This is a genomic window from Peribacillus sp. NPDC096379 (assembly GCF_044762875.1).
GTDB lineage: Bacteria > Bacillota > Bacilli > Bacillales > DSM-1321 > Peribacillus.
The window spans coordinates 98601-123835 of record NZ_JBIWFD010000001.1; the positions used below are offsets into that span (position 1 = coordinate 98601).

Annotated in this window: 21 protein-coding genes and 1 other annotated feature; of the genes, 16 read left to right on the forward strand and 5 right to left on the reverse strand. The window is 37.9% G+C overall.

Annotated features, from left to right (window positions below; all coding sequences use genetic code 11):
• Window positions 1-434 precede the first annotated feature (434 nt).
• The 6 genes from ACIQZI_RS00545 (at window position 435) to ACIQZI_RS00570 (ending at window position 7000) form a co-directional block, all read left to right on the forward strand.
• Window positions 435-2402, forward strand: coding sequence for a methyl-accepting chemotaxis protein (locus ACIQZI_RS00545; RefSeq protein WP_403068042.1), 1968 nt, complete (start codon window positions 435-437; stop codon window positions 2400-2402).
• 810 nt (window positions 2403-3212) lie between these two features.
• The gene (locus ACIQZI_RS00550) at window positions 3213-4217 is read left to right on the forward strand and encodes an ABC transporter substrate-binding protein (RefSeq protein ID WP_403068045.1); all 1005 of its coding nucleotides are present in this window, start codon (window positions 3213-3215) and stop codon (window positions 4215-4217) included.
• 14 nt (window positions 4218-4231) lie between these two features.
• Window positions 4232-5221 carry a FecCD family ABC transporter permease gene (locus tag ACIQZI_RS00555; protein ID WP_403068048.1) on the forward strand — a complete coding sequence of 330 codons (990 nt, stop codon included), beginning with the start codon at window positions 4232-4234 and terminating at the stop codon, window positions 5219-5221.
• Window position 5222: 1 nt separating this feature from the next.
• Window positions 5223-6002, forward strand: coding sequence for an ABC transporter ATP-binding protein (locus tag ACIQZI_RS00560; RefSeq protein ID WP_403068051.1), 780 nt, complete (start codon window positions 5223-5225; stop codon window positions 6000-6002).
• Window positions 6003-6036: 34 nt separating this feature from the next.
• The gene (locus ACIQZI_RS00565; RefSeq protein WP_403068054.1) at window positions 6037-6546 is read left to right on the forward strand and encodes a pyridoxamine 5'-phosphate oxidase family protein; all 510 of its coding nucleotides are present in this window, start codon (window positions 6037-6039) and stop codon (window positions 6544-6546) included.
• 31 nt (window positions 6547-6577) lie between these two features.
• Window positions 6578-7000 (forward strand): DinB family protein, encoded by a 423-nt coding sequence (locus ACIQZI_RS00570; protein WP_403068057.1) that lies wholly within the window; start codon window positions 6578-6580, stop codon window positions 6998-7000.
• 392 nt (window positions 7001-7392) lie between these two features.
• On the opposite strand, the gene ACIQZI_RS00575 is transcribed toward ACIQZI_RS00570, so the two are convergent.
• Together ACIQZI_RS00575 and ACIQZI_RS00580 are read right to left on the reverse strand one after the other, a co-directional pair.
• Window positions 7393-7461 carry a hypothetical protein gene (locus ACIQZI_RS00575; RefSeq protein ID WP_403071921.1) on the reverse strand — a complete coding sequence of 23 codons (69 nt, stop codon included), beginning with the start codon at window positions 7459-7461 and terminating at the stop codon, window positions 7393-7395.
• A 367-nt stretch (window positions 7462-7828) separates the two neighbouring features.
• On the reverse strand, window positions 7829-8983 hold the full coding sequence (locus ACIQZI_RS00580) for a GNAT family N-acetyltransferase (RefSeq protein WP_403068060.1): 1155 nt from the start codon (window positions 8981-8983) through the stop codon (window positions 7829-7831).
• A 529-nt stretch (window positions 8984-9512) separates the two neighbouring features.
• On the opposite strand from ACIQZI_RS00580, the gene ACIQZI_RS00585 reads away from it, so the two are divergent.
• The 3 genes from ACIQZI_RS00585 to ACIQZI_RS00595 all read left to right on the forward strand — a co-directional run bounded on the left by ACIQZI_RS00585 (window position 9513) and on the right by ACIQZI_RS00595 (window position 12487).
• Window positions 9513-11198, forward strand: coding sequence for a methyl-accepting chemotaxis protein (locus tag ACIQZI_RS00585; RefSeq protein ID WP_403068063.1), 1686 nt, complete (start codon window positions 9513-9515; stop codon window positions 11196-11198).
• Window positions 11199-11300: 102 nt separating this feature from the next.
• A complete protein-coding gene (locus ACIQZI_RS00590) occupies window positions 11301-12038 on the forward strand; it encodes a MerR family transcriptional regulator (RefSeq protein WP_403071924.1) in 738 nt (245 codons plus the stop codon).
• Window positions 12039-12223: 185 nt separating this feature from the next.
• Window positions 12224-12487, forward strand: a complete 264-nt coding sequence (locus ACIQZI_RS00595) for a DUF2524 family protein (RefSeq protein WP_403068066.1) — start codon at window positions 12224-12226, stop codon at window positions 12485-12487.
• 90 nt (window positions 12488-12577) lie between these two features.
• Here ACIQZI_RS00595 and ACIQZI_RS00600 read toward each other — a convergent pair whose 3' ends face one another.
• Window positions 12578-13132: a shikimate kinase gene (locus tag ACIQZI_RS00600; RefSeq protein ID WP_403068069.1), complete on the reverse strand. Its 555-nt coding sequence runs from the start codon at window positions 13130-13132 to the stop codon at window positions 12578-12580.
• 297 nt (window positions 13133-13429) lie between these two features.
• Here ACIQZI_RS00600 and ACIQZI_RS00605 point away from each other — a divergent pair, with 297 nt between their 5' ends.
• Both ACIQZI_RS00605 and leuS read left to right on the forward strand, forming a co-directional pair.
• Window positions 13430-14632 carry an MDR family MFS transporter gene (locus ACIQZI_RS00605; protein ID WP_403068072.1) on the forward strand — a complete coding sequence of 401 codons (1203 nt, stop codon included), beginning with the start codon at window positions 13430-13432 and terminating at the stop codon, window positions 14630-14632.
• A gap of 113 nt (window positions 14633-14745) precedes the next feature.
• Window positions 14746-14974 (forward strand) — a binding site (T-box leader).
• A gap of 87 nt (window positions 14975-15061) precedes the next feature.
• Window positions 15062-17476, forward strand: coding sequence for a leucine--tRNA ligase (gene leuS, locus ACIQZI_RS00610; RefSeq protein WP_403068075.1), 2415 nt, complete (start codon window positions 15062-15064; stop codon window positions 17474-17476).
• Window positions 17477-17892: 416 nt separating this feature from the next.
• Here the strand turns inward: leuS and ACIQZI_RS00615 are convergent, their stop codons facing one another.
• On the reverse strand, window positions 17893-18309 hold the full coding sequence (locus ACIQZI_RS00615) for a GyrI-like domain-containing protein (protein ID WP_403068078.1): 417 nt from the start codon (window positions 18307-18309) through the stop codon (window positions 17893-17895).
• Window positions 18310-18723: 414 nt separating this feature from the next.
• On the opposite strand from ACIQZI_RS00615, the gene ACIQZI_RS00620 reads away from it, so the two are divergent.
• From ACIQZI_RS00620 to ACIQZI_RS00635, 4 genes are all read left to right on the forward strand, one after another.
• Window positions 18724-19413 (forward strand): response regulator transcription factor, encoded by a 690-nt coding sequence (locus ACIQZI_RS00620; RefSeq protein ID WP_403068081.1) that lies wholly within the window; start codon window positions 18724-18726, stop codon window positions 19411-19413.
• Between the two features lie 3 nt (window positions 19414-19416).
• Window positions 19417-20766: a sensor histidine kinase gene (locus tag ACIQZI_RS00625; protein WP_403068084.1), complete on the forward strand. Its 1350-nt coding sequence runs from the start codon at window positions 19417-19419 to the stop codon at window positions 20764-20766.
• Window positions 20767-20843: 77 nt separating this feature from the next.
• Window positions 20844-21494, forward strand: a complete 651-nt coding sequence (locus ACIQZI_RS00630; RefSeq protein ID WP_403068087.1) for a PepSY domain-containing protein — start codon at window positions 20844-20846, stop codon at window positions 21492-21494.
• Window positions 21495-21963: 469 nt separating this feature from the next.
• A complete protein-coding gene (locus ACIQZI_RS00635) occupies window positions 21964-22737 on the forward strand; it encodes a PepSY domain-containing protein (protein WP_403068090.1) in 774 nt (257 codons plus the stop codon).
• Between the two features lie 299 nt (window positions 22738-23036).
• Here ACIQZI_RS00635 and ACIQZI_RS00640 read toward each other — a convergent pair whose 3' ends face one another.
• Window positions 23037-23981 carry an urea transporter gene (locus ACIQZI_RS00640; protein WP_403068093.1) on the reverse strand — a complete coding sequence of 315 codons (945 nt, stop codon included), beginning with the start codon at window positions 23979-23981 and terminating at the stop codon, window positions 23037-23039.
• 894 nt (window positions 23982-24875) lie between these two features.
• On the opposite strand from ACIQZI_RS00640, the gene ACIQZI_RS00645 reads away from it, so the two are divergent.
• Window positions 24876-25178, forward strand: coding sequence for an urease subunit gamma (locus tag ACIQZI_RS00645; RefSeq protein ID WP_028392544.1), 303 nt, complete (start codon window positions 24876-24878; stop codon window positions 25176-25178).
• Window positions 25179-25235 lie beyond the last annotated feature (57 nt).

The window sequence follows — 25235 nt, forward strand, 5'->3', positions numbered from 1 at the left end:
GCGATTCTTCAATAAAGAAGGTCGCTTTTTTCTTATTCAGTAACCTGCCCTTCGTTGAACCTTAGTCCGTGCTGTCGATTGATCGAAGCGTTTGCTGCGATCTTAGCGACAGTAGAACGGGACTAACAATCAGTGGGGATGAAGAACCCCCACTGATTGAGGTTTCACTTTATTCTTATATCTCACATTTCGCCTCAAAGGGTGCGAAATGTGAGTTCTTAGGAGTCTGAAATGCAGGCTCTTTTGTTTTTGCCTTAAAGAAGTAGAGTGACAATTCTTTAATTTAATTGGAATGAACCGATAAATAGACTAGTGATAAATTAGGTGAACATTCGTTCATTCCAATATTTTGTAAAAGTATCGACTTCAGATTCTTGTAAATAGATACTATTTCCAGACATCGTTACAAAAAATGAGTAGAAAGAGGCCATGCAATGCGTAATTTTTTTAAGAATTTTAAGACTAGGTTATTCTTTTTCTTTGCTGTTATTTTAGTCATACCGGCTTTAATTGTGGGATCATTAGCTTATTTATCGGCCAGTAAGGCACTTCAAGAAAATATTATAAACAGTGCTGCTGAGAATATTAATCTATTGGATTCAATCATTGATAGTACCATTAATCCAAAAATACATGATGTGACTTCTTTTTCAGAATCCGTTACGTCCAGCTTATTTGAGGGGAAAAGCAGTCCGAAATTAAGAGAACAATTTACTCAATATACTAACTTGCATCCGGAAGTTTTAAGTATTTATATTGGGAAAAAAGATGGATTGTTTATTCAGGAACCACAAGTAACGACGGCCTCGGATTATGATCCTCGAGAAAGAGATTGGTATAAAGATGCCATAGAACGTAAAGGGGAAGTTCTTATTACCGAGCCATATATGGATGCTGGAACAAATGATCCGATAGTAACCGTTGCTAAGGAGCTAAAAGATGGTTCTGGAGTTGCGGCAATCGACATTAAAATCACCTATTTACAAAAGTTAACGAATGAAGTCAAAAACGGGAAAGAAGGGTATGCTTTTCTTCTAGATGGGAATAAGCAGTATATCTCACACCCAACAGAAGAAAGTGGATTTGCAGTCAAAGAAAGCTTCTATGATATGTTGTACAAAAATGAATCGGGTACATTTTCATATCAATTAGATGGCCAAGATAAGACAATGGTTTATTCGACCAATCAAGTGACAGGGTGGAAACTCGCCGGAACGATGTATGTATCAGAAATCGGGGAGTCCACTGCTCCAATTTTTAATTATACTTTAACCGTTTTAATGATCGCCATCATTATAGGGGCGGTGATTGTTTATTTTGTCGTGCAATCGATCATCAAACCAATTAAAAAATTAAAAGAAAGCGCGATAAATGTAAGTAAAGGGGATTTAACGGAGCAGATTGAAATAAAGTCTAGTGATGAAATAGGGCAATTAGGGGATGCGTTTAATGAAATGCAGAAAAGCCTTCGAACCCTCATTCAAAAAGTCGAGTTTAGTTCAGAACAGCTTGCTGCATCGGCAGAAGAATTAACAGCAAATGCGGAACAAACCGGGGCTGCTACCGAACAAGTCGCCATTTCGATTCAAGAAGTCTCGAGCAGTGCAGAGAAACAAACAAGTGGCGTGGATCGAAATGCCGAATCCTTGAATGAGCTTACGCAAGGAATAGCAAATATTGCCGAAAGCTCATCCAATGTTGCCGAACTGTCCTTACAAACAACCATGCAAGCGGAGGAAGGCGGAAAGGCTGTTCAAAATACGAAGGAACAAATGAATTCGATTCATAAATCGGTTACGGAATCAAACGCAATAATAGAATCACTGTATGAACGCTCTCAAGAAATTTCGTCCATTTTGGATGTAATTACAGAAATTGCCAATCAGACAAATCTTCTTTCTTTAAATGCAGCTATTGAATCAGCGAGAGCCGGGGAACATGGCAAAGGATTTGCAGTAGTAGCTGATGAAGTGAAGAAGCTTGCTAATCAATCTCAAAGCTCTGCGAAACAAATATCTGATTTAATCCAAGATATTCAAATGGATACATTGGATTCGGTTCACAAGATGGCTAAGGTTACAAATGATGTAGGAAATGGATTAACGATATCAGACGAAGCTTTTGAGAAATTCGAAGTCATTTTAAATAGTATGAAAGAAATAACTCCCCATATGGAGGAAGTTTCCGCTACGGCAGAGCAGATGTCTGCTGGAGTTCAAGAGGTTAGCTCGATAGCGAATGAACTTGCTTTCTTAGCAAAAGGAAATGCGGCAACATCAGAAGAAGTAGCAGCCTCAACAGAGGAACAGCTAGCTTCCATGGAAGAGATTTCTGCATCGGCGAAATCACTTTCTCTGATGGCTGAGGAGTTAAAAGAATTAATAGCGGTGTTTAAGTATTAAATGGAATGAATAGGACCAATGACGGTTTTTCGAATGTGCTAATGATGGGTCCATTGAAAAAAACGATTTCTACATTGTGTAGGAATCGTTTTTTTTGGGGTGTGAAAAAATTTAGTTATTGTTTCTTTTACAGATTTTTCCAAACGAGAAAGCCCACTTCTTCAGAGGTGGGATGGTAGTGAAGTCGAAACAGGCATGTCTTTAGACTTGTTCATGTTTCGATTTTTTGTGCTTTAAGCGAACGTATCATCCGGAAATAGAGTGTATGTTCTATATAATTGAATTATGGAGTTATTTAAATAATAAGTAAGGGGGAAAACACGGTGTTTCTGACTCATTCATTAGAAAAACAAACGTGCCGCCATTCCTAATCTTTCAAAAGAAGGTTAAAAAAACTGTAACTACGCTGAGATCGTTTGGAGAAACGGAGCCTACTGGCTTTGTTATTCTGTATCTGTACCAGAAAAAGATACATCATCGTATGCTTTTAAAGCGGCGGGTGGCGATTTAGGTGAAACTCACTTCGTAACTGTAGCGACCGAGGATCAAGCATTAGTAGTTTAGGATCGAGTGATTTGAGGAATAACTTTAATCTGTTAAAGTGTCGGGGCGAAATAGGGTTGATCCTTAGATCCGAAAGGGATTGGGGGAGGAAATGAGAATGTTAAAGGGTTACAGTAAATAGAATCAAAAACGTGTTGACAAATGATAATGATATCCATTATCATTGAACTGGTAATGAATATCATTATCAATAGTGGAGGGTATACATAGTCTTAACGCAGTTCACATAAAAGTTCAGGAGGATACATGTTGAAGAAATCTTATTTAATTCTATTTGTTGCATGTTTTATGTTAATGGCAGCATGCTCGTCCAATTCAGCAGAGGATGCTAATAAAAAGGATGAAGTAGCAAAAGCTGAGAATCAAGAATCTAGTAAAAAAGCAAAAGCTGACGATACTTATAGTTTGGAGAACGATGGTGTCAATAACGCAGAATTAAAGAACGCGCTTAACGATTTTCCAAAGGAAGTGCCTGAGCGTGTAATAACGACTTCGGTTCCGTTAACAGAGATGTTGTATTTGCTTGGAGTAACACCAGTTGGCGTACCAACTTCTACTAACCCTATTCCAGAAGCCTTTGACTCTATTGAGAAAATTGGTTCTCCGATGTCTCCAGATCTTGAAGCAGTTGTAAATCTTAAGCCTGATTTACTACTTGGATCGGAAGCGCTTCGCAGTACATTGGATAAAAGTGTAGAGGGCATGGATTTAAAAACAGCTTACTTACCAACGGATTCTTTTGATGATTTAAAACTGAGCTTTAAAACATTGGGAACTTATTTCAACAGAACAAAAGAAATGAATGAAGTATTAAGTTCATTATTGAACAAGGAAAACGAGTTGATTGCTCAATCAAAAGGAAAAGATTTACCAAGTGTTATGCTGATGATGGGAACTTCTGATTCATTTATGGTTATGAGTGAAGGTTCTTATGTAGGGAGCTTAGTGAAGAAGCTAGGTGCTGATAATATTGCAACTTCTGCTCTAAAGGTTAAAGAAACATATTCACCTCTTAATATGGAGGATGTTGTAGTTGCTGATCCAGACATTATTTTTGTATTGGCTTCAGGTGATCATGGGGCATCCGAAGATATGTTTCAAAAGGAAGTGAAGAGCAATGATACATGGACTAAACTTTCTGCATATAAAAATGATAATGTCCATATTCTAGATTACGAAACTTTCGGCGTTACTTCGATTAAAAATGCGGAGAAAGCGTTAACTGAAATAGCAAACTATTTTTATAAGTAAATGAGGTTTTTCGAGTGATTAGTAAATCTAGAAGCCGAACAATCGTAATCATTACGTTCCTGTGTATGATTGCTTCGGGTATCATCGCCATTGGATTGGGCAGTGTAACTATTCCTGTCCCGGAAATATTAAAAACGATCTTTAGTTCTTCGACTACTGATGTGCATGATACGATCATTTGGGATATTCGTTTGCCACGTGTTCTTTTAGCCATGATTATAGGTGCAAACATCGCAATTTCAGGAGCCCTACTGCAAGCTGTTATGGGCAATCCACTAGCAGATCCGGGTTTAACGGGTGTGACTAGTGGGGCAGCAGTTTGTGTACTTCTTATTATGCTTGCTGCTCCAGAATATACGCAATTCATTCCGATTGCGGCTTTTGTAGGAGGGGTATTTGCTGCGACGATTGTCTATGCTCTTGCATGGAGAAAAAATGGTATTTCACCAATTACTATTATTTTGTCTGGAGTTGCAGTGAATGCGTTATGCGGAGGGGTTATAGGCTACCTGTCTATTATTTATAGTGATCGACTTCCTTCTGCAGTTCAGTGGCTTAATGGTAGTTTAGCAGCGAAGGGCAATAATGCTTTATTCATGGTCTTCCCGTATGCAATTGCTGGATGGATTCTATCTTTCTTTGCTATACGTAAGGTAAACATTATTAAACTTGGTGATCAAGTTGCATCGAATCTTGGTGAGAATGTTCATAGAATCCGTATTGTACTGTCTTTATTAGCAGTATTTTTAGCAGCTATTTCAGTGGCAGCAATAGGGATGATTGGCTTTGTCGGTCTCATAGTGCCACATATGGCCAGGTTGCTAGTCGGGTCTGATTATAAATATTTATTACCCATGAGTATGGCGCTTGGAGCACTTGTGTTGTTACTTGCGGATACGGGCGGAAGAACTTTATTCGCACCATTGGAAGTACCGGCTGGCATCTTAATGGCGGTAATAGGGGGACCATACTTTTTATATTTAATGAGGAGGAGGACATTCTAATATGTTTCGTGTGAATTCTGTGTCAATTCGGTATGAACAAAAGAATGTAGTCAGTGGCTTCTCTTTTCATGTAAATAAAGGTGAGGTAGTGTCGATTATTGGCCCAAATGGTTCAGGAAAGTCAACCCTGCTAAAAGCGATAGCACGTAATATTCCTTATCATGAGGGATCAGTAGAATTCGATGGTGTCGATTTAAAATCAATGAATTCAAAACAAGTTGCTCGTAAAATGTGCATGTTAAGTCAGAAAAACGAAGCTCCAAGCGACATGACTGTGATCGATCTTGTTTCCTATGGGCGCTATCCACATAAGAAATGGTTTGAGAAATTAAACAACGAGGACATGGAAATTGTTCATTGGGCGCTTGAGAAAACACATCTATCTATGTATAAAGACCGAACAGTAGCATCTCTATCAGGTGGAGAATCTCAGAGGGCATGGATTGCTATGGCACTTGCACAGAGACCAAAAGTATTATTGCTCGATGAACCTACAACCTACTTGGATATTTCTCATCAGCATGAAGTACTCGAGCTTGTCCGAGAGCTGAACCGTGATATGGGAATGACGATTGTAATGGTATTACACGATCTCAATCAAGCCTCTTTTTATAGCGATAGGATTGTTGTCGTTAAAGCCGGCGAGAAGGTAATGTCTGGCACGTCAAATGAAGTGATGACCCAGGACATGATTCGGCAAGTGTATCGAATGGATGCTGAAATTCAACTTATTCCTGCAGAGAAAAAACCTCGTATACATTTGCTAAGCACTGTTCGATAGTCAAAATATAACAAAATTTTTGGAGGGATCAGTAATGGGAAAAACGGTTGACTTAGAAAAAAATAAGGAAAAGTATTTGCAATTTGTTGAGAGTCGCAAAAATTTGATTTTGAGTTTGATAGATGATGAAGGAAAGCCATTTAGCAGTTATGCACCATTCGTTAAGAAAGACGGAAAATTATACATATATATTAGCAGGATTGCAGAGCACTACGATCTAATGGAAAAGAATGAATTTGTCGATGCGTTATTAATTGCAGATGAGTCTTCAACACCTAATAAATTTGCGACAGAGCGTGTGCGTTGGACTTGTACATCGAACAATCTTGGCAATGAAGGAAATGAGGACATTTTTGAGCTGTTTAATACGAATCATGGTGAGAAAATGCTGAATTTATTACGTGGTTTAGATTTCTCGATTTTCGAATTGACTCCATTGCAAGGACGTTACGTAGTTGGCTTTGGAATGGCATTCAACTTAGATATTGATGCAAACGTTTTTACGCATGTAGTTGTCGACAAGAAGAAGGATGCTGAAGAGTAAAATTAAAGCAAAGCAAAGGAGGAAAGCTAACATGACCTATACTACAGTACTACCAATTTGGAATGCAACTCGAGGACGTTTTCAGAAAACTGTTGAGGGATTGCCTGAACAAGATCTTAAACTACAACTAGGTAAATCAACTATTGCTTCACTCATTCATCATACGGCAGAAGTAGAGTACATGTTTGCAGAATGGTTTTTTTGTAAAAGTAAGTCAGAAGAGATAGCTAAGCCTTGCTTCACAAATCTTGCAGAGCTAGTTGACCTGCTATCAGCTTCAAATGAATATCTCTTAGAAGCAATGATAGAGTTACCAGATGAAGACTGGCATAAAAGTATGGAATCTCCAATTGGAGCATCAACACCTCTAGAGGCCGTTGGAAGACTAATGTACCATACAGGTATTCATGCAGGACAAATCTCACTTATTCAGAAAAATGGGCAAGCAAAATAGAATAATAAATATTGAACCAGGTGCCGAAGCAATACAAGTTCGTATTGTTTGGGCACCTGGTTCAATTTCATATTGTGTTTAATATTAAAAGTTCAATCCAGACGGCTTTTTTGTTGATTGACAATAAAGATGTTTTGATATAAATAAACTTGTTACATTTACAACAAAGTCGTTTAAAAATGACAATAAAGTTGTTTGAAACTGTATTGAAAATACCAGTTAATAAGGAATATTAGATAAAAACTGTGCAATAAAAAGAGTGAACTATAATCAAATTCATTCTTGGAAAATCATTTATCTTTTTATTGGACGTTCTAAAGTTAATATTTCATCTTCCAGTGAAGAAAATTATTGGTGTTCAACTACATGTTTAACGTCTAAACACAGCGGTATTATAAAAAATAAGGAACAAGTGATTCCTTAACAAAATCTAATATTCTTTCTGCAGCAAATTCAGTTATTTCCTCATCTCTTTCCTGTGAAAAGAAATATTAAATGTCAGCAACCATACACGTGAAACGCATAAAATTATAGGCTATATTTTTATGAAAGTATTATGGTGGAAGAAAAGTATAGGCCTTTTAATTAAGGTTAGTAGAAATTAATTTTATTGCATAGTACGAACATGAACGAAATTAAACCACTTTTACTAGAGTAAGACAGCAATAAATGAGTGTTTGATAAAGTTTCGCTTTATGTAATGGGATCGAGTCAAGATTAAAAAAGGTTTCTGAGTAAGCTGTCGGCATATCATATAGAAGCAAGGCGTTCATAAAGTATCCATCTACTTTGTGAACGCCTCTTTGCGTTAATCACCTACTGAAACGTTTAGAAGAAGTCAGAGAAAAATGGAGGTCGATTCGGAATAAGCGCTTCAAGCTGTTCAATACACGTTTCACTGCCTGCAATTAACCCCGCTAAAACGAGTTCACGAGGGCGTTGATAGCCGAATAAGACAGCTGTTAACGCATTAATGGATAAACGAATCCCAGCATCCGTATCATGTGCGTTCAGGATTTGCCCTGCATGTAGCTGAACCGACTTTTGATTATCTAACAATAAATCGTCCTCGATATGCAAAACAACGCCTTGCTCAATACGATTCCACTGGAAATCATATTGGGCTAAAAAGGAATCTACATCAACAATTCGAGCCATGAAATAAGGGGTCAGCCCGGCTTTGATTCGCGGTTCCTTTAGCATGAAATGCAGCGGATCTCGTTCGAAAATTGTCATTTCAACTTGATCGACCATAGAATCATGCTGGCAAATAAAGTTCCAAAGACTTATTCTGGCATTGCTAGTAAGTGCGATAAATTCCGTTACAGTCATTTTCTTATTATGGACACTATACATGAAATACCCGCTAGCATTATTGTTATCATCATAATAAACCGCAATGAACTGATCTCCATATACATTCTTTTGCCACCATGATGTTTCCCTAACAAGCATGCCGTTAAATTGTTTGGCGTATTGTTCGTAAACACTTTCTAGTACAGCAGAATGATCCTCTTTCTTTAGTCGCTTTATCGTACCGCTAGGGTGATGTTTCATAATAAGGTCAGATTTATTCAATATGTATTTCATCCGGTTAGTGAATAGCTCCCAGCCGAATTTTCGATAAAAGGGAACGGAAAAAGGGTGAAGGAAGGAAACACTCATGCCTTGGTCCTTGATTTGAAATAAAGCCTCTTTTAACAGTTCCTTTACGAAACCTTTGCGACGATATTCTGGATAAGTAGCCACGCCGGCGATCCCACCCATTTTCAGTTGATTCTTCCCTAGATAAATAGAAAAGGGCAGAAGATGCAATTTTGCAGCAAGCTGATCATTTTCGTTAATCCCATAAATTTGATGATGCTGTTTCATCGTTTCGATTCGGTCTTCTATTTGATCCTCCGCTAATTGAAATTGAAAAGCATACTCTGAAAGCTTCATTGCTTCTTTCAATTGGTTTTCGTGGACTTTGAAAACTGTCACATTTAAAACCCCCTTCATATTATTTTCTATACCTTCAGAATAACATGAACAGTTTAAGTCTAAAAATAAAATCCTTTAACTTATTAAAATAATGAATTAAATAAACGATATAAGTAAAGGAGTTGATTTTTTTAGTCCTTTTTGTATGAAGGACATGGGGACTTAGGCTTCACGACTTACTAAAATAGTCAATCTACTTATCAGGCATACGTAGTTTATCCCGGTTTAACAGGCTGTAATACCCCCATCTCAATTTTTGCGAGAGAATCAAGAAGTAAATAGGTGGGGGATAAACAGTCTGTAAATCCCCGATTGGTTCAACTAACCCTCAGTGGGGGATGAAAAACCCCCCCACTGAGGGAAGTTTCACTTTATCGGAAAACATCCAAAATTCTGGTTCCGCACCGCCACTATTGTGATTAGGCGAGTGTAGCATGCTAAATGATATATTCTTCATAGTAACTGGTGGCGTTTTAACGTCATTCAGTTTTTTTTACAGCTGATGAGATACTCAAAAAGGAGAACAAATATGAAAATCAAAAGTAAATTAATTCTTATTCTATTAATACTTGTATCATCTATTCTAACAGTCGGGGGAATCTCTAGTTCGATTACGAATCGAACAATAGAGAAAAATGAAGAAATTAGAAATAAAATGGAGATGCAAAAGACGATCATACATATCCAATATCGGATAACAGGTATGTCAAATGATGAACGGGCATTTCTGTTATCGGGAGAGAATGATTATTACGAAGGTATGAAGGTGAAAGCAGAAGATATCGAGAAGAAAATAAAAAAGTTAACGGGTTTGGATACTGATCAAAAGTATCAGCAATCAATCGAGAATTTAGCAAAAAATTTCACTCAATACTGGACACTGAATCAGAAAGTCATCCAGTCTTATGCGCATCATGCACAAGCAGCAAAAGAAACCCATTTTGGTGAAGAAAGAACGCTAAGGAAAGACATATTAGACCCATCGATTAATCAATATGTCGATCAATTAGAAACAGAAGTTGCTTATTTAACCGAAGAATATGATAGCACTTCACAAATTGGCAAGAGGGTTATTTTAGTGATTACAATTCTTTCATCCGTTGCTGGATCTACACTTGGAATTATCCTATTAGTTTCGATTATAAAACCATTAACGATCTTAAATGAACAGATGCGAGACATTGCTCAAGGTGAAGCGGATTTAACAAAGGCAATCATAATTAAAAATAAAGATGAGTTTGGTGAGTTTGCCGCAACATTTAATCAATTTATTGCATCACTTCGTGAAATCATACAACAAATTGGCAGGTCTTCTGAGCAAGTGGCCGCTTCATCTCATGAGTTCACTGCCAATGCAGAAGAATCCAAAGCTACATCAGAAATCGTTTCGACTGCGATGCAGGAAATCTCAGATAGTAGCAATCATCAATCGAGTATGACTGAAAAAGGTTTGGGCTCCGTTAAATCAGCCCTTTTAGGAATTGAAACGATTAGTTCGAATACGAATGCGGTAGCAGAAGCATCATTAGTCATGAAAAAACAAGCAGAAAATGGTTCCCAGTCGATACAACAGGTAGGAGAACAAATGGAAAATATTCATGTATCTGTTGATTTAGCAGACGAGGGCGTTCACTCACTTGCAAATCGTGCCCTGGAAATTAATAATTTCACCTCGATCATTAATGACATAGCCAATCAAACGAACTTGCTTGCGTTAAATGCTGCTATTGAAGCTGCAAGGGCAGGTGAGTCTGGTAAAGGATTTGCAGTGGTCGCACAGGAGGTACGAAAACTAGCTGAACAATCCAATGACTCAGCGAATCAAATTAACGAGGTTGTTCAAAGTATTCAGCAGGAAACTAGCGAAACGGTTACTAATATCAAGATCGTCAAAGAAAATGTTTTATCGGGCCTGGAATTATCCACTGAAGCTGAAAATCAATTTAAAGAGATCATTGACTTCATTGATCAAGTGTCTTCGCAAATTCAAGAAATTGCATCGGCTTCACAACAGTTAAGTTCTGGCTTTGGGATTGTTTCACGTTCAATCGAAGAAATTTCTAATACAACAAAGGAATCCGCAGGACATACAGATGAAATTGCACAAGCGACAGAAGAACAGTTAGCGGCGATGGAGGAAATCTTAGTTGCTGCATTATCTTTATCCTCTTTATCCGAAGAACTCCAGGAGCTGACCTCGAGATTTAAAGTATAATCTCACGGTTCATCTAGTTTGTTAACCATTCTGTTTAAAATCTGTTGACTCTAACGTTACGTAATACCTTATAGTCAAGATCAGAGGGAGGGAAAACAAATGATGAAAGTAAAAGAGGTAGCTGATTTAGTTGGAATTAGTGTGCGCACACTACATCATTATGATGAAATTGGGTTATTATCCCCGGATGCGATAACAGAATCGGGGTATCGATTGTATTCCAATGATAATCTAGAAACACTGCAGCAAATTTTGTTTTTCAAAGAGCTCGACTTCCCTTTAAAGAAAATTAAAGAAATTATCAAAAGTCCCACGTTTAATCGAGAAGAGGCACTTTTCATGCATCGGAAACTGTTGCTCGAGAAGAGAAGTCGGCTGGATGTGATGATCAGGACGATTGATAAAACTATTTCTTATACAAAAGGAGAAATTCAAATGTCTAATCAAGAAAAATTCGAAGGCTTTGATTTTAGTCAAAATCCGTATGAACAAGAAGCGCGTGAACGTTGGGGCGATGAAGCCATTGATCAATCCAAGGCGAAAGTAGGGAAAATGTCAAAAGATGAACAAGCAGCGATGGGGGAAAAAATGAACGAAATCTATCGCAATCTGGCTGCACTTAGACATGAATCACCAGCATCACCAGAGTCACAAGCAGCCATTAAAAAGTGGTATGATATTCTAAACAAGATGGGTAACTACTCACTTGAAGCTTTCAAAGGACTTGGTCAGATGTATGTTGATGATGAGCGGTTCACAAAAAATATTGACCAATTTGGCGAAGGCTTAGCCGCATTCATGCGTGATGCCATGGCTGTTTATACAGATACGAATCAATAATAAAATGAAGGGCTCTTCGATATGGAGAGTCCTTTTAATCTGCTCCTTAAAGAAATTATTTGATATTCCTTATCCATTTATTCATTGTGTAAATTCCTTTTCTTACCGATGATAATCATTGGTGAGAAGGTCCAAAATATAAAGGATGGTGAAAGTCATCAAATTGGTTGTGTAGGGGGAAAAAAATGGCGACGAGACAATCGGTAGAAAATTGCCTACAGCAATGTGAGGAGGTTCTTCGCATTGCTTCTGACGAGTACACACAAGGTGCAAAGCAAGAGCATTATAATAATGAGTCGTATCTAGAAGCTCAAGGTTTACTACAGACTGCTGCTAATGAGATTGAAACCCTTGTTGCTAGTGGCAATCTTCAGCAAAGAGAGCAATTGAAACTCATGAGAAACCAAATTCAACAAATGCAGCACAATATGATTGTGTTGAATCGCTAAAATATGAGACAATGTTGACCCTAAACTAAAGAGGGAGCGGCTCAAAAGCAAAGGGCAAACCCTATGAGACACTCCCTCTTTAGTCAGCTTTTAGTGTGGTTCATGAAGATCCCAAGCTAACTTTAATGATTCGACAATATAATCGGCAACTTCGCATGCCTCGAGATTATCCGTTTCTACCTTCGAATTATGAAGCGAATAAATCGGTTTTCTAGAATTGAAAAGCTCTTCAATTTCTTCAATGGAACGCCCTTGCAATACCGGCCGGCTATCAATAATCAGGCTGATTCTTTCCTTCCACGATTCCCAAGAGAGGTCTAGATAAATAACAATGCAATGTTCTAAACAAACTTTTCGTATCTCTTCTTGTAAAAAAGCCCCTCCACCTACAGAGATGATTTTCAGCCTTTGTTTACTGAATGCGCTGATTACACTTTTCTCCTTTTCACGAAATGCCTTTTCGCCAATATTTTTGAAAATTTCAGAAGTGGCCATATTGTATTCTTTTTCAATTTCTTGATCGATATCAACAAAATCTCGATACAATTTCTTGGCAACCATTTCACCAATCGTTGTTTTACCCACACCCATAAATCCAATCAACACAATGCTTTTTTCCCTAAGTCTACTATTGTTATCATTCATTCCGCTGGCCTCATTTCAACTATTCCTTTTTTCAGTTCATTGTTCGACAAAAACTACATGTCACTATTGTAAAGGATTTGTTTAATGGATAACACTGTATTTTTGGAATGTTGAATAATTTTAATGTGTTGTTAGGAGATAGGTGAGTGCCCGTACATGGAAGAACGAAGGAGCAAACTTAGCCGAATTAACAGCCAATTTTGTAAATATTCTCCCACCTAAAAAAGTATTGCGCCTCCCGAAGAAAACCTCTAAACTAGGATAGTTGTTGAAATATATATAGAAATCAGGTGCATAATGATGCCGCGTGCTTTATGGGTTTTAATTATTGGAATGACCCTGAATGTGACTGCTTCTTCGTTTTTATGGCCTTTAAATACAATCTATCTTCATGACCATTTAGGAAAAACGCTATCGATGGCAGGGCTTGTGTTGCTTGCCAATGCCCTTGCAAGTGTTGTCGGCAATCTTTGTGGTGGTGGCTTGTTTGATAAACTTGGCGGATACCGGACTGCGATGGCTGGCGTGATTATAACGTTATTATCTTCAGTTGGGATGGCTTGGAATCATGAATTTCTGCCATATGTGATCTTTTTAACGATTTCAGGATTTGGGACAGGTATCGTGTTCCCAGCTATTTTTGCAATGGCTGGTACTGTTTGGAAGGAAGGCGGCAGAAAATCGTATAATGCGGTCTACGTTGCCCAAAACTTTGGTGTTGCAGTAGGCTCAGCTCTTGGCGGTGTGATTGCGTCTTATTCGTTTGAATATGTGTTTCTTGCCAATACAGTGATGTACGTCTTATTTTTCTTTGTTGCTTTGGTTGGATTTAGAGGGATTCAAGGGGATGCAGCGGCACAAGCGTCCATCCTTCAGGAAAAACAATCGACTGCACCTTCTAATAAAATGCTATATCCGCTGCTTGTTTTATGTATTGGCTATTTCTTGTGTTGGATTGGCTATGTTCAATGGCAGTCAACAATCGCTGCATATACACAGGAAATAGGGATTTCACTTAAGCAGTACAGCTTGCTATGGACAGTCAATGGTGCGTTTATCGTTCTGGCTCAACCACTATTGGCACTTGTTATTAAATGGTTTGCGAAAACTTTGAAAATCCAGCTAATTGTCGGCATGATCATTTTCATTCTCTCGTTTGCAGTGGCTGCGACGTCAAGTAGCTTTGCTGGATTCATGACGGCTATGGTGATCTTAACGATTGGTGAAATGTTCGTTTGGCCCGCGGTTCCAGCTGTGGCAGGAGAGATTGCGACAAAAGGGAAAGTGGGTCTTTATCAAGGGATCGTCAATAGTACGGCTACAGGTGGCCGAATGATTGGACCGCTGCTAGGAGGATTCCTAGTTGATACAAGAGGAATGGATATGATGTTCGCTGTATTAACAATCTTTGTTGTATTAGGCATCGGAACTGTCTTCATTTTCGATAAAATGCAAAAGCGTGTAAACGAAGGTAAAAGCATAGTCTATCCGGTAAAATAAGGAACTCTTTCCCAACATCATGCATATATAAAGAAAAACATGATCAGAATAGGAAAGAGCCCTTGCTTTTCCTGTGAAAATTCACTAGAATGACTATATAATTAAATATTCTAATATAGACAGTGATAAGGAGTAGTACCGATTAGAACCTGTGTAGAGAGTTGACGGATGGTGCAAGTCAATCAGGAATGATCGCGAACTCGCCTTTTGAGTTTCAGGCATGAAGGATTAGTAATGCCTGACGTTCATCCACGTTACGGATTTGGAGCGGGGCGATGGTTAAAGTCGCCAATTTGGGTGGTACCGCGGGTTGATTATATACATAATCCTCTCGTCCCTTTTTATAGGGATGAGGGGTTTTTTTATGGACTTTTATTATGGAAATAAAGACCGATGACGGTTTTTATTAAAAATGAGGAGGAAACTAAGATGAGTTTTAAACATAGGTCGATTGAGAAGAAATGGCAACAGTTTTGGGAAGGAAATAAAACGTTTAAAACGGGTGAAGAATCCGGCAAACGGAAATTTTACTCGCTTGATATGTTCCCGTACCCATCTGGGGCAGGACTTCACGTTGGTCACCCAGAAGGCTATACAGCGAGCGATATTTTGGCACGGATGAAACGAATGCAAGGTTATAATGTGCTTCATCCAATCGGTTGGGATGCTTTTGGACTTCCGGCAGAGCAGTATGCACTTGACACAGGAAATGACCCAGCGGAATTCACGCAGCATAACATCAACACATTCCGTCGCCAAATTAAAGCATTAGGTTTTTCTTATGATTGGGATCGTGAAATTGATACAACAGATCCAGACTATTATAAATGGACACAATGGATTTTCACGAAGCTTTTTGAAAAAGGATTAGCGTACATTGATGAAGTAGCGGTAAACTGGTGTCCGGCACTTGGCACGGTATTGGCGAACGAAGAAGTCATTGACGGTTTAAGTGAACGTGGAGGACATCCGGTTGAACGCCGTCCGATGAGACAATGGGTGTTAAAAATCACTGCCTATGCTGACCGTTTACTTGATGATCTTGAAACAGTCGATTGGCCAGAAAATATTAAAGATATGCAACGTAACTGGATCGGCCGTTCTGAAGGTGCTGAAGTGACATTCAATATTGAAGGTCATGATGATACGTTTACAGTCTTCACGACTCGTCCGGATACACTTTTCGGTGCAACCTATGCGGTGTTATCACCGGAGCATCCGTTTATTGACAAAATTACAACGCCTGAGCAAAAAGCTGCAGTTGAACAATATATCTCAGAAGTGAAAAATAAAACCGACCTTGAACGTACTGAGTTAGCAAAAGACAAAACAGGTGCCTTTACAGGTGCTTATGCAATTAACCCAGTTAATGGTGAAAAAATGCCAATCTGGATTGCTGATTATGTACTGATGAGCTATGGAACAGGTGCTATTATGGCAGTACCGGCTCATGATGAGCGTGACTACGAATTCGCAGTTAAATTTGACTTGCCAATTAAAGAAGTCGTAGCGGGTGGGAACGTGACGAAAGAACCATACACAGGCGATGGTCCGCATGTGAATTCTGAATTCCTAAACGGCTTGAATAAAGAAGACGGTATTTCCACGATGATTAAGTGGTTGGAGGATAAAGAAATCGGTACGAAGAAAGTAACATTCCGTCTTCGTGACTGGTTATTTAGCCGTCAACGTTACTGGGGAGAACCGATTCCGATCATTCATTGGGAAGATGGTACAACAGAAGCAGTTAAAGAATCTGAGCTTCCGGTTCTGTTACCGAAAACGACAGACATTAAGCCATCCGGTACAGGTGAATCACCACTTGCAAACATCCATGATTGGGTGAATGTAACCGACGGAAATGGCAGAAAAGGGCGTCGTGAGACAAACACAATGCCACAATGGGCAGGTAGCAGCTGGTACTTCCTACGTTATATCGATCCGAACAATACAGAAGCGATTGCTGATCCGGAAAAGTTAAAAGAATGGATGCCAGTCGATATGTATATAGGTGGAGCTGAGCATGCGGTCCTTCATTTATTGTACGCCCGCTTCTGGCATAAATTCTTGTACGACATTGGCGTTGTTCCAACATCTGAACCATTCCAAAACCTTTTCAACCAAGGAATGATTCTTGGAGAAAATAATGAAAAAATGAGTAAATCAAAAGGGAACGTAGTAAACCCAGATGATATCGTCGATAGCCATGGTGCTGATACTCTACGTCTATATGAAATGTTTATGGGACCTTTGGAATCATCGATTGCTTGGTCTGAAAATGGACTTGATGGCGCCCGTCGTTTCCTTGACCGTGTTTGGCGTTTGCTTGTTAATGATGACGACACAATCACTAACAAAATTGTCGATACAGATGACAGCGGCAAGCTTGAGAAAGTGTATCATCAAACGGTGAAGAAAGTTACAGAAAACTACGAGACTTTGAAATTCAACACAGCTATTTCACAATTAATGGTCTTCATCAATGAGGCATACAAAGCGGACACACTTCCGAGACCGTATATTGAAGGTTTCGTGAAAATGTTATCACCGGTTGCCCCACATATTGCTGAAGAACTTTGGGAAAGACTCGGGGCTACAGAAACAGTCACATACGAAACATGGCCTGCTTATGACGAAGCAAAAATGATCGACAATGAAGTCGAAATTGTGATCCAAATTAACGGAAAAGTGAAAGCAAAACTAATGGTACCAACAGACACAACGAAAGAAAAGTTAGAAGAAATCGCTATGGGCGACGGCGCAATTAAAGAACAAATTGATGGAAAAACCGTACGTAAAGTCATTGCGGTACCGGGTAAACTTGTTAATATCGTTGCGAATTAAGTAAAAACTGACTCACTTTCAGACTGTATTTAGTCTGGGTGGGTCGTTTTTTTGTTTTTATATGATTAAATCATCGGTGATGGTTTTTCTTAAGGGGGCATAAAAACATCCATGAGCACCTGCTCTAAAACTAAAACAATGAAAAAAGTTCAGGTTCTCACATTGTATCACCTTATGAAGGTGGCGGCGGGAAGTTGATTTTGCGAAGCCCCGCCCCTTTTCCACAGAAAAAAGCATCCCGTAATAGACGTGAATGGAATGCTTTTTAAATGAATGTTTTAAGCGCTTCTTCGTAAAGTGATAACCTTGAATTTAAAGTGTGAAGGGAATCATCTGGTAGCTAGTGAAGATTGAAGATATAAATAAGATGAGATTTTTATCTTATAGGGCGTATCGGTTTCATAAAATTGACAAGACTATTCAATCGGCATCCAAACCTCAATCACATTTTCTGTTGCTCCTACTGGATAAATATACTTCTCAAAGTTTGGTGAAAATCTAAATTGGATATCTGATCTTTCATGCAAAGCTTGGAATGTGGGTTTGATTCCTGGAATGCCGCCCTCCACTGTAGCAACGATATAGCGTCCTGCCTCTATTTTCACCTTTTCCCTATTGGAATCTTCTGCTAAATCTTGAATGCCTGCAAGATAGTGTAGTTTCCCTTCACGATCAAAATCGATGCAGACACCGTAAAACGTATCAACTGGAATGTTATCTGTTTTTAAGGTTGCATTTAACTTGTCCCATATTTGCGGGATTTCAGCGGTAGTACCTACGTGTTTATAGCCTATTACCCAAAAACTTTCAATCGTTTCAATCCTCGTTTTCATCACAATCTCCTCCTTATTCCTTATGCAACTTTCCAATCTCTATGGTATACTTCCCATTTTAGCATAACAAAAAGCTGAGGACATGGGGACTTGGTCTTCGCTACTTATTAATAAAATCAGTCTACTTAAACAGGTATACTGATAAAGCATCTAAAATTCTAGCTCCGCACCGCCACCATTGTGATTAAGCGAGTGTAGCGTGCTACAGGGTGGATCCTTCATAGTAAATGGTGGCGTTTTAACGCCATATTCGTTTTGTAGGAAATGTCCGTCAGGTAAGTTTTGGAAGTTCATTTAACTTGTCATACGACAAATAATAAATCAGGATTCATTATGAAATACTAAAAATCAAAGGTGATAAAATGTATGGTTTTCCTTTTTATCTTACGAACCTTTGAGAGCAGGAGGATACCAATGAGTAAAGGGAAAATATTGATCGTCGAAGATGAAAGCAAAATTGCCCGTCTCATTCAATTAGAACTCGAGTATGAAGGATATGAAACAGGAACTGCGTATACAGGATTAGATGGGTTCAACATGTTTCAACAAGGACAATGGGATCTTCTTTTATTAGATGTAATGTTACCTGAATTAAATGGACTTGAAGTGTTAAGGCGCATTCGAGCAACCGATGACCAAACGCCCATTATTATCTTAACGGCACGTGATGCACTGCCTGATAAAGTAAGCGGATTAGATTTAGGCGCCAACGATTACATTACAAAGCCGTTTGAAATTGAAGAATTACTTGCACGTATTCGCGTCTGGCTGCGTCTTCCATCGGCATCACCAGAAGACATGACTCCTACATCTCTTAAAATTGGCGATTTAACGATTGACCCAAAAACACGTGAAGTACGACGAGAGAATCAATCGATTGAGCTAACGCCAAAAGAATATGATTTACTTATCTATTTAATGGAAAATAAAAATCAAGTCTTAACGTTTGACCAATTGTTAACGAATGTATGGGGATTTGATTATTTCGGTGATTCCAATGTTGTCTATGTATACATTCGATATTTACGAAAAAAGATTGACACACCATTTCCAACTCCTTATATTCACACAGTTCGTGGTGTTGGATATATGTTAAAGGAATAATATATGAAGCTGCAAACTAAAATCATTCTCACATCAACCCTTTTAATATTTATTCTTTTGGTCGTTGCTAATAGTTCGGTTTATTTTATTTTTAAAAAAACGATGACTGATAACGCCATTGAACGGCTTCAAGTGGAAAGTAAAAATATTGTAGAAGGATTAAAACCAGCAAGTAATCCAGCGAGTAATCCAGCCACTTTATTACGAGCGTATTTACCTCCTAATGGAATGGTTCGTATACTTCCGCCAAAAGGTAAACCGTTGCTTATCGTTATTAGAGACCAAACTGAACTTAATGTTCTGCCCTATTCATACAAGTCATCTGAACAAACAACCGTAGAAAACATTGAAAATCATTTATACGCCATTTCACACTCACCGATTATTTGGACAAATGGTGATGTCGTGACGCTTGAAGTGACGGAACCATTAGAAGATGTTGAGGATTCTTTACAAATTTTAAAATTCATTTTATTTGTCGCTTCTCTTGTTATTTTAATCCCAACTATCTTGGGCGGTCGTGTATTAAGTCAAGTCATCTTACGGCCGATTAAATCCCTTATTCAGACAATGGAAGAGATTCAGGCATCACGGACTTTCAAAAAAATCAGACGTGATACAAAATCAAATGACGAACTAGATAAAATGGCGAATACATTTAACAATATGATGGATTTATTGGAGGAAAATTATAAAAAACAGGAGCAATTCGTATCAGATGCTTCCCATGAATTAAAAACGCCACTTACCGTTGTAGAAAGTTACGCAAATATGTTAAAGCGTTGGGGAATGAAGCGCCCTGATATTTTGGAAGAAGCAATCGAAGCCATTCATTCCGAGGCCATTCGAATGAAGCAGCTAACGGAACAAATGTTACTCCTTGCTAAAGGCGATGAACAATGGGAGATGCATATAGAGGAAGTGGATGTAAGTTTAGTCTGTAGGGATACAGCAAAGCATCTACAGTTTGCCTTTAAGAGAACGATTTCGATTGATGTACAAACAAATAATCCGATCATTCGTGCAGATGAAAAAAAGATCAAACAGTTACTCTATATTTTAGTAGATAATGCAATTAAATATAGCGAAAAATCCATTGACATTACGATTACTCGCCTTGCTTCTTCCTTATTTATCGCTATTAGGGATTATGGTATTGGGATTCCGAAAGAAGATCTAGCACATGTATATGAACGATTTTTCCGAGTAGATAAAGCAAGGACGAGAGAAACAGGTGGAACAGGATTGGGATTGCCTATTGCAACAAGAATTGTCGCTGCTCATAACGGGAAGATTCATATGGATAGTGAAGAAGGAAAAGGTACAACAGTCACAATTGAATTACCACTTTAAATTTTTTAAGGGGATTCTCAGACTTCTCTAAGAATGCTATGTTACACTATGTTTCAATAACATTTGGAGGTGAAAGAATGAAGAAGAGCGCATTGATAATATCCTTCATTCTAATCATTGGTTTAGGTGGCTGGTACGGTGTTAAAGAAGCATTTACTACTCCGAGTTCTATCCTTCCAGAAGAGAATGTCAGTCAGATGATCCAACAGAAATATGGAGGAACAATTGAGAATATTAGTGTTTTTCAAGAAAAGGATAAGCTCAATTATTCCATTAAATTGCTAAAAGATCAGATTTCATATCAGGTAATTGTCAATGGACAGACAGGTGAAGTACTTGCAATGGTAAAACAATCGACTTCACAAAAGCCTACGGAGCAAATTCCTACAGAGCAAACGCCGGTAGCGCAAAACCCTGCAACACCAAAAATAAATCAGCAGGCACCGATCGCTAAATCAAATAAAAACAATCAAACAAGTCCTTTTTCAAGCGATGCTGTTCAAATTACAATAGATCAAGCGATAGAGATTGCTTTAAACAAATTTCATGGAACGATTCATGAAGTCGAATTAGAGGAAGAAGATGGCCAGCTTGTTTACGAAGTTGAAATCAAGCAATCGGAGAACAAGAAAGTAGAAGTTATAATTAATCCTTACTCTGGGAAAATTGAGTCCATTTCAGTTGATACGAACAATGACAAGGACAAGGACAAGGACAAGGATGATTAAACGTGTAGCGTTCTGCTACACGTTTTTTTGCGGGAGAAAAAAATACTCTTTTTAGTTAAACTCTTCTGTTTTAAGGGATTTTTAAACTTGTTCTTTAACAGAAGATAAAATGGTTTCTAAATATAAATCAAGCAAGTCGGTGATCGACAAAACTTCATTGATTTTAGATAAAGATGTTTATCAGCAGCAGTTTGGCAACTATTAGACATTTAATAATAAAAACTATGAATGCCGTTTTTCTGTGGAAAAGGGGCGGGGCTTCGCAAAATCAGCTCCGCACCGCCACCTTCATCAGGTGATACAGTTCTTAGATCCTGAACCTTTTTCATCGTAGGGTTTGGACCAGACGCTCATGGTTGTTTTTTATAAAATTTTTTTCTTTTCTAAGGGAATTCTAAGATTCTCTTTCATAATCTTTAAACTTGAGACGTTATGATATAACTAACAAACAAGCAGGAGGTTTTAAACGATGAAATTAGCAACAACGATATTAACTGGAGTTTTAGTTGTAGGTGGATTAGTAGGAGGAGCTTATGCAATGGCAGCAAACCAACCGTCAACTGAAAATATGAATAGAGTATCGAAAACAATTAGTATAGATAATGCAAAAGAGATAGCTTTAGGCGTATCTAAAGGAGGTCAAGTAACGCAGATTCATTTAGATCCAGATAACGGAAGAAAAGAATACGAAGTAGAGATTCTCAATCAAGATACAGAATATGACGTGGATATTGATGCATTGACAGGAAAAGTATTAAAAGTCGAACAAGATGTTCAGGATAAAGCTGATATTGATGACGAAGATATAAGAACACTTCAAAATGTATCGGCAACAATTTCAGAAGAAAGTGCAAGGAAAACAGCGTTACAAAGCGTGAAAGGGACTGTAACTAAAACAGAATTGGATAACGATCACAATCGTTTAGTCTACGAATTTGAACTTATGACAGACGGCAACAATGAAGCAGAGGTTAAAGTAGATGCAACTACTGGAAAAGTAATAAAAGTTGAAATTGATGAAGATATAAGCGCACTTCAAAACGTATCGCCAACAATTTCAGTAGAAGATGCAAAAAAAACAGCGTTACAAAAAGTGAAAGGGACTGTAACTAAAACAGAATTGGATGGCGATGACCATCGCATAGTTTACGAATTTGAAATAATTACAGACAATAGCCGTAAAGCAGAAGTTAAAGTAGATGCAACTAGTGGACAAATTTTAAAAGTTGAATTTGATGATTAAGTGATCAATGTGTATCCTAAACAAAATCATATAGGGAATTATTAAAGAGAGGAAATATTGAGGAGCTTCATATGCTGGGGACAAAATGCATGAATGACATTTGTTTTCTCGAACTATACTAGGAGATATTTGTAGGAGACATCACCTTCCTAAAAGAAATAAGAGGGAGATACCAATAGAATAGATAAGAATTTATCCTCAAAAAAAAGGGTGTCTCAAAGTGGAAAGGCAGACCCTTTTGAGACACCCTCTTTTTAGAGGAAATGAATGAGTTATTTTAGTAACAGGATTCTTCTTTATTACAATTTAGGGAGAACTTTCTTTGCCCCTAAGAACATCCAAGTAGTGAGAACGAAAGGCATTGTCAGTGCTGGAAGTCCATAAGGTAATAGCCAAGTCGTTACACTTGCTGTAATAGGTACGGTTAAACAAGCTGCGCATATACCTGATATGGATGCAACATGTTTACCTTCATGTTTAAATACAATCGCTACGGCTAAACTAGTTAAAATGGCATTATAGCCATAAAGACCCATGAAAATTAAGGAATGTTCTCCACCTAGCCAATATGATGTGAGCAAAGCAACGGCATTACCTAAAATGGCAAAGAGACCAAATTTCCAACCAGCCCAAAATACGGCAATAAATAATAGGGCACCACAATAGGGATTATCCAGGAAAAACACTTGTCCAATTCCAGTAAAAGTCCCTTCCAACCAATTTACCTTTCCTGCTATATTTAGTTCCCAGTGTGCTAAATCTTGAGGCACTAATGCGGTACTTAATTGGATCGCCTCAAATCGATAAGAAACAAGGAGTGTAAACCAAGTCACTATTATAAAAGGGAACGTAAGAATTGGAATCCCTGTATTTCTCATAAAATGCATCATGGCAGCTGTTAAAATCGCCGCTACAGCAGCACCAATTAAAACGATAATCCATTGATTGGCTCCTGTTAAAAACAATGTTAGTGCAAGCCCCGTTAGTACAGAATTATATCCAAATAAACCTTGATTCACACTAGCCTCATCGGCTCCTCCCAATTTGCCAATCAGGGTACCAATAATGGCGGATATTAGAGCAATCAATCCCAAATAATACGAATAAAGTGTAAGGGATAGTAGAATGATTAATCCAGTAATAACATTCTCAATCAAGATAACTTGAGAAATTCCTTTCAATGATGCCGAAATTAACGAAAGAAACGTTCCCTCTGTTAATGTAGCATTGTTGTTCTTTTGCATAATACTCACCTCTCGCTGGAATTTTTGATCGTTTTAAATCCACTTGAATCTTTTTCATAAACTTTAAGAAAAACCATTATCCTCTGACACATAACATGTTTCTGTCATGTATCAATATCGATTCAAAGAGAGGGCTAATGTAAAAAAGTACGAACTTACATAAAAACGATTGATAAATCTCATTTTTTTAAAAGATTTTCTGAGATTTTATCATTATATCAGAAAAATAATCTAGCGATCTTCCATTTGAAAAATTTTCGAGTTAAAAAATCTTCCATTTTTCTTCAATACCTTCTTTTTTCTTCAATACCTCCTAACCAAAGTCCATGATTTTTTCATATGAATAATCAATAAAAGAGCAAGCGTCTAAGAATGACTAAGTTCCTTACTTGTCTAGTATTTATCCCGCATTAACGGGCAGTCAAGACCCCACCTCAAGGCTTAGAGGAATCGTAGGTGGGGGACAACTGCCGTAAAACCCTTTCACTTTATTTGCCCGTTCTTCCCTCTCAGTCTAATGAGTGGTTGCTAGTGTGAGAAATTAAAAATACATAAAAAAAATATATGAAACTTGATATATATATAAATTATGATATATGATTGCATCAAGGGAATCAAACATTTATCGACAACAAACGACAAAATAATCAGATAATTTCCGAATGTTTTACTTTTTTTAACAAAAAATGTATGGTATTTGGTTTTTTATTACATTTGAAAATATAGTAAAAAGATGGAAAATCTAAGGGTTTCAACAACGAGAACACAGAATTATCGGACAACGTTATTAAGAATGTTCGATTCCCTTTTTTTGCATCAGAACAAAAGTGGTTCTTTATTAAGGGGAGCTTTGCCCTCGGATGAGTCACTACATAATATCAAGGAGGTTTTACTATGAAATTATTACCACGTGAGATAGACAAGCTCATGATTGTGGTGGCTGGTGATCTTGCTAAGAAACGAAAAGATAGAGGATTAAAATTAAATCATCCAGAATCAGTAGCTCTTATCACGTACGAAGTGTTAGAGGGAGCAAGAGATGGAAAAACGGTGGCTGAATTGATGGAATATGGAGCAACGATTTTGTCACGCGAAGATGTGATGGAAGGTATCCCTGAGATGATTCACGATATTCAAGTAGAAGCGACTTTTCCAGATGGAACAAAATTAGTAACGGTTCATAATCCTATTAGATAAAGTGAAGCCTCCATCCGTGAGGTTTTTTCATCGCCGACTGATGATCAGTTTAACTAG